This window comes from Algoriphagus aquimarinus, assembly GCF_007997215.1.
GTDB lineage: Bacteria > Bacteroidota > Bacteroidia > Cytophagales > Cyclobacteriaceae > Algoriphagus > Algoriphagus aquimarinus_A.
Window position 1 is genome coordinate 1 of the sequence record NZ_VORW01000041.1, and the last position, 5,578, is coordinate 5,578.

Below are 5,578 nucleotides of genomic sequence, written 5' to 3' on the forward strand. Positions count from 1 at the left end.
GTTTGACCCAAATTTTAACAAAACCTTGTCATTTGTCCCCATAAGTTACTTAGCTAGGACACAAGTCGCATTTTCTAGCTAAAAACAGATGGACTTTCTATTTAGAACCCCCTTACTCACTTTTGACCCAAGAAATCAAAAAGACGTAGAAAAAAACTGGGAGCAAATCATGCGAGCTATAACCTATTCATCTCCCGATTTTGCATTGGGCATAAAGGGAAAAAAGTATAGCAAGCTAACCGTACATCAGCAAGAAAAGCTTCTCAAATACTTGCTTCGAGGTAGGTACCGAGCTACTCCATTTGGATACTGGGCAGCGGTGGGACTGGGAAATTGGGGGCTTTGCTACTCTCAACCTGATCTGAATACCAAACCTATCAAAGCAGCCAAGCCAGCACCAAATATTTCAAAAACCAAAAGTCCTTCAACTTACTGCCTGCCAGTTGGTTTTAAAAAAAATAAACATCACTACTTATTCTGGTCATTTGATGAGGAAAAGGAAGGATGGCTTGCAAAATTTATTGAAACCAACAAGGTGTTAGATAAGGTGATTGAATGGTATTACACTAATGCATTTCTGGATTTCGACAGTTTCTGCAGCTGGTTTGATTCATCAGACCAACGAAGGATAAAAACCATCTGGGAAAAATTAATAATGAGTGGTATTCTCGTAGCACATGGTACAGTGAAACCTATTCTTAAGGATAATTCTATTGATCTAAAAATTAAGAATACCATCACTATACCTATAGCTATTAAGAATCGACTTGAAGTGATACCTAATGAAATGGGAGCGCTTTTTACACCTGTAGCTACCTCTTTTTTGGAATCATTCAAGACTTGGTTTATAACCCATTTTGACGACAGGTTTGTTCGAATGGATAGGTTGATGCAGCATAAGGATTTCTGGCCTGCTACTTACGACATCCAAAACACTCCTTCCAATTCCACCTTTTCTATTCCTGGCACATTCTGGGAATATGGTCAGGTGCTGGACTTAAGTAGGCTGATAGAAAAAAAAGAAGTCAGAAATATGCGCCACTTGCAGGCGATGTTTAGAATAGGTAAAGATGAGGAAATACAGCTAGAGAATTTTGCATGTAATTATCCCTATGCATTTATGGGAAGATTTGGGAAAGACTCAGCTATTCACACGTACTTCCGTCAATCAGGATTGGAGTCAAGAAAAGACACAATCCTCTATGCAGATGTCCTGTTGAAAGAGGCTGAAAAATCTCTACAACTCAGTTCGCACACTAACCTTTTTGATTACAGCATAGACAGCTTCGGAGCGCATCATGGTAAGAATATTCTTCATTTGACCGAGCTGTGGCTAGGAATTTCTGAAGGCAAGGAATTTGTTCTGTATTCAGAATCACTGGCAAAGCAGGTAATTCCAGTTATTCAGCATCCTTTGAACCCCATGCACATCAGCCATCCGGTATCGAGAATAGTATGGCATATTGCTCAGCAGGACGTGTTGCGATTCATGCCTTATTACCATTCTGCATTTCAGGCCCCACAGTATACGCCGCGTTTGATGTGGGGAGAAGGAATGTGCGTTCAGCCGGAAAAATGGATACTTAAAGCAGAGGATCTTAAGAACTATGGCTCTCTGGGACAATTGATAAGTAAATGGCAAATCCCTGAATTAATAGCCTTCGGTAATTATGACAGAGAGTTACTACTTGATACAAGACGATCTACAGATAGAAATATCATAGAAAAGGAACTTCTCACAAATGGCAAATGTCATGTCAAATCTGCAGAATGGGTTGGTCAAAGCCCTATCCATACTGGAGATAAGGCTATGATTTACCCGCAGATCATCAAGAGCTGGAAATTTGAAATGCCCTATCCCAAGCTTCCCTCAAACATTAACTATCAAAGAAGTGCCAATTCTCATTGGATTTATCTGAAAGTTCATCTGGTAAGTCCCTGTAGGGAACCGTTTATGAATAAGACTCTGAGAAATCTAATCAGTAGAGTGACAACTACCGGTGAATGCACGCAGTGGTTCTTCCTATATTATGCCACAATTCATGAGGAAATCCGAATCCGGTTTCACCTCAAAAACCTAACATCCAAGTCACTAGTGAAAGAAGCGTTATTTCATGAACTTGAAGAAAACCACCTTGTGCTATCCTATAATTTCGAACCCTATTTCCCTGAGGTGAGCAAATTTGGTAGTGGAATGGCAATTTCTGAAAAGATCTTCGGAATAGAATCAGAATTTATCCTTAGTGAACTGAGTCAAATTGTAAATTTCAGGAAAGATGCCGTAGAGATAGTAGCTGAACTCTATACCCGTTTATTCTTGGATCATCATCAAGCTGATTTGATTTTTAAGCATTTGAAAGAGATCAAAAGCAGGATGAGACCTGATCAGAAAAGGATCTTGAGAGTAGAGTTTGATTACTCTCCTCCTGCCTCCTACCAATTATTTGCTGATAAGTATCTCTATACTATGAAAAAGCATAGCTTTTATGGAGAGTTAGCAGGATTACCTATGTTTTTGTTTCATCATATTCACCTGTTCATCAACCGTATATATCTTCATGAGGCTAAAGACACGGAGGCCACTATCTTATTTCTTGTCTACCGAAAAATGGGTAAAGCAATGGCAATAGCTAATCAGAAGGCATGAATATGTGAGGTCATGAATTGGTAATTAATCATTAAAATATTCCTCAATTCTCCTCCTTATTTCATCAATAAATGTCCTGCCTATAGGAATTATTTTCCCGTTGGACAAGTGTATATGCTTCAGTTCAAGCTTGCTAAAATACCGGATATTAAAAGCGTAGGATTTATGGGTTTTCCAGAAGCTATGTGATTCCAATGAATCCAGTAATCTGGAAAAAGTTGTTCTGTAATTAATACTATCCTGCCAGGTATGGATCAGTGCGTAGTTGTTTTTTTGTTCTACGTACAGAATATCGTCCACCATGATTTTTTGCAGACTGTTGTTACCGAATTTTGACACCATTATATAGGGATTCTCCAGATTACCCTTACCTGGGAATATGAGTTCCAATCGGTCTTTGGCCTTTTCTAAGGCTAGATATACACATAATTTACTTGTGGGTTTCTTTATAAACCCTACTACTTGGGTTTGTATGCATTCAAAAGCTCGATTTGGATAGGCCGAACAGATAATTACAGGAATTTTTTGCCTATAAGACAATTCTGAAAGCACTACCCCATCCAACCCAGGCATTTTGATGTCTGATATCAATACATCAATCATTTTGCTTTCGCAAGCGTTCAGCATCTTGAGGGGATCAGTGGAGGCAAATTTCACTTCAAATCCCGGGATTGCATTGACAAATTCCTGTAGAACATCCAATGCATTTTTTTCATCGTCAACTATACCTATTCTAATCATGTCAATTGAAAAATATGGTGATTTCCAGCTCATATACATTTCTCTCTACTGTCTCCCTCCATCGGCTTGAAGGAAATAGTTGCTTGAGAAACTCTCCAGTAGCTTTGTTTCCAAAGCCTCCCTGACCTACCGTACCATTGGTATTGATCTTATTAACAGAGTGAAATGTGAGAACTGGGCAGTCAATTTCCCTGTCAATCAGCAGCTTGACCTCCAGGCGTCCAGGATGCTTAGGATCGCTGAGGTCTCCATGAATATACATATTATGAACCAGATCAATCAGTCCATTTTCAGGGAAATTGATGCTTTTGGTTAGCAAAGAGGGTTCAACTATCACCTTGTTTACTAAATACATACTACTGCCAAAACGTAGATCCTGGCAGTGGAGAAAGGATTTGACCACATCCAGCTGTATGATCAAAGAATTTTTTTCCTTTTCATCATTAAGGGCATAGCTGAAAAAATTATTGAGATGGGTCAGGTCATCAAAAAGAGGCTTGGACAATCTTGCTGCCTTTCCATTAATATCATTCAGGATATTCAGAAATAAATGAGGATTATATTTCAGCGTGCGGTTTTCTAACTCCAGCCTCTGAGCTTCCTGCTGTTTTTCTAGCTTTTGCTCATAATTTTCTGCAATCAGCGTCAACGCCCACATGGGAAATACAACTAAAATGCAGGTAACTATACGCAAACTCCCATACACCCAATAATGCATAGGCGGGTAATTTTGAGACACCAAGGATACGTCCGCTGCAATTTTCAAAATCAAAAGAATGAAAAGGCAGATTATTGCCCATAAGAGTTTTTGATAATTGTGTTTTATATCTCTGAGACCTGAAAAAATGCTATAAAAAAAGATAAGGGAAATCGAAAACGAAAAAATCAGATTGACACCCACCACCGAAAAACTGTATTCTATATCAAGAAGTTCTCTTGAAAAGATATCCGTGAGCGTGTAAACTACCCAAGAAATACCTAGATAAGTGATAGGGTTCTTTTGGGTTTTAGACAAAACCTTGCCAGTTGTCCCCACCCACGTGTCGTATGTCCCCGGCTCTTGCCTCTTACTCTTCTGACTGGTAGGTTTCATAAAAACTCAGCTTATGATCAGTGAAACAGAAATGAATGAGTTTGCCTTACACGTAAGTCAGACAGAAGTCAACAGACCACAGCAAGGAGGTTTATCCCTGAGGATAAATACCACAACTAGTATTACAAGCGAGTGTCTTACCACCATTACCGGGTTTAACTAATGGTAAAACACTAAAACGGTACAGGGTTCTTTTGCGATGAGACGTCCTGTTTGTACAGCTTTATTATTAAAAACTACTCCTAAATAGGAGCTCAAAACCGGGCCGTAAGTCCGGAGGGGTTAAGAAAACCTCAATTAAAACGGATTTCAATAAACTGAAATCCGTTTTTTATTGGGGAATCCCCAGTACAGATGATTCTACATCTGCTACGGGAATACCATGATAATCTGCAAACTCCTGAATGGTCAACAAGTTTGCTTTTGACTTACCATAAAATGCCTTCATTTGCTTTAAAACTTTGTAAGCATAAGATCTGCTTCTGCCGGTAAAAATCATGATATCCTGAGCGTAAATGACTTTCCTTTTAAAAATCATTGAGATAAAAACAGCGTCCAAAACGATAAAACATCTAGTATTAAAACCCGCAAGCTAGTACGCTAACTAGCTTTGCAGCAATAATATATGTAAAAATTATCATGTAACTAACAAACATTTACAAATTTTTATTAATACTTTTTTTACAGTGTCGCTGTATCCGTAAAAACATTTGATTTTTCACACGACTACCAGCTTCTGAGAACCTTTAAATGATTGCAAAAGAGGAGAAAATCAGCATAAACCTTCATACTCCGCTGTTTATCCCAAAGAGCACACTATTCAACCCAACCACTTGATTTACAATACTTTTTACCCCAAAATTACCATAGAAATTTACGACAAACAGAGGTATTAGGACAGGCTTCCTAGAGGAGATGACCTCACCCCAGCTCCCGATCGCTTCGCTTATCGGGACAGGCTCTCTCCTGAAGGAGAGGGAGCTTGTCAGTGCTAACTAAGATGATATGAATATGAACAGAATCTTCAGTACCGTACTAATACTCCTCTGGACCTATACGGGACTGGATAAACTGATTCGATTTACAGAGAGCAGAAA

The 5,578-nt window shown here is 38.9% G+C and carries 4 protein-coding genes; 1 reads left to right on the forward strand and 3 read right to left on the reverse strand.

Going from position 1 to position 5,578, the window contains the following annotated elements; all coding sequences use genetic code 11:
* Positions 1–88: 88 nt before the first annotated feature.
* Positions 89–2,647 (forward strand): thiopeptide-type bacteriocin biosynthesis protein, encoded by a 2,559-nt coding sequence (locus tag ESV85_RS22025; RefSeq protein ID WP_146921500.1) that lies wholly within the window; start codon positions 89–91, stop codon positions 2,645–2,647.
* Between the two features lie 24 nt (positions 2,648–2,671).
* Here ESV85_RS22025 and ESV85_RS22030 read toward each other — a convergent pair whose 3' ends face one another.
* The 3 genes from ESV85_RS22030 to ESV85_RS22040 all read right to left on the reverse strand — a co-directional run bounded on the left by ESV85_RS22030 (position 2,672) and on the right by ESV85_RS22040 (position 5,019).
* Positions 2,672–3,421, reverse strand: coding sequence for a LytR/AlgR family response regulator transcription factor (locus tag ESV85_RS22030; protein ID WP_191322087.1), 750 nt, complete (start codon positions 3,419–3,421; stop codon positions 2,672–2,674).
* Entirely contained in the window at positions 3,390–4,481 is a 1,092-nt protein-coding gene (locus ESV85_RS22035; protein WP_146921504.1) for a sensor histidine kinase, read from the reverse strand. The genes ESV85_RS22030 and ESV85_RS22035 overlap by 32 nt, the downstream gene beginning before the upstream one ends.
* A gap of 331 nt (positions 4,482–4,812) precedes the next feature.
* Complete coding sequence (locus ESV85_RS22040; protein ID WP_146921506.1) at positions 4,813–5,019, reverse strand: hypothetical protein; 207 nt, start codon at positions 5,017–5,019, stop codon at positions 4,813–4,815.
* Between the last annotated feature and the right edge of the window lie 559 nt (positions 5,020–5,578).

Bases quoted from the DNA above. Each gene is read 5' to 3' on its own strand.
- ESV85_RS22025 (WP_146921500.1), top strand. From the start codon at position 89: ATGGACTTTCTATTTAGAACCCCCTTACTCACTTTTGACCCAAGAAAT.
- ESV85_RS22030 (WP_191322087.1), bottom strand. From the start codon at position 3,421: ATGAGCTGGAAATCACCATATTTTTCAATTGACATGATTAGAATAGGT.
- ESV85_RS22035 (WP_146921504.1), bottom strand. From the start codon at position 4,481: ATGAAACCTACCAGTCAGAAGAGTAAGAGGCAAGAGCCGGGGACATAC.
- ESV85_RS22040 (WP_146921506.1), bottom strand. From the start codon at position 5,019: ATGATTTTTAAAAGGAAAGTCATTTACGCTCAGGATATCATGATTTTT.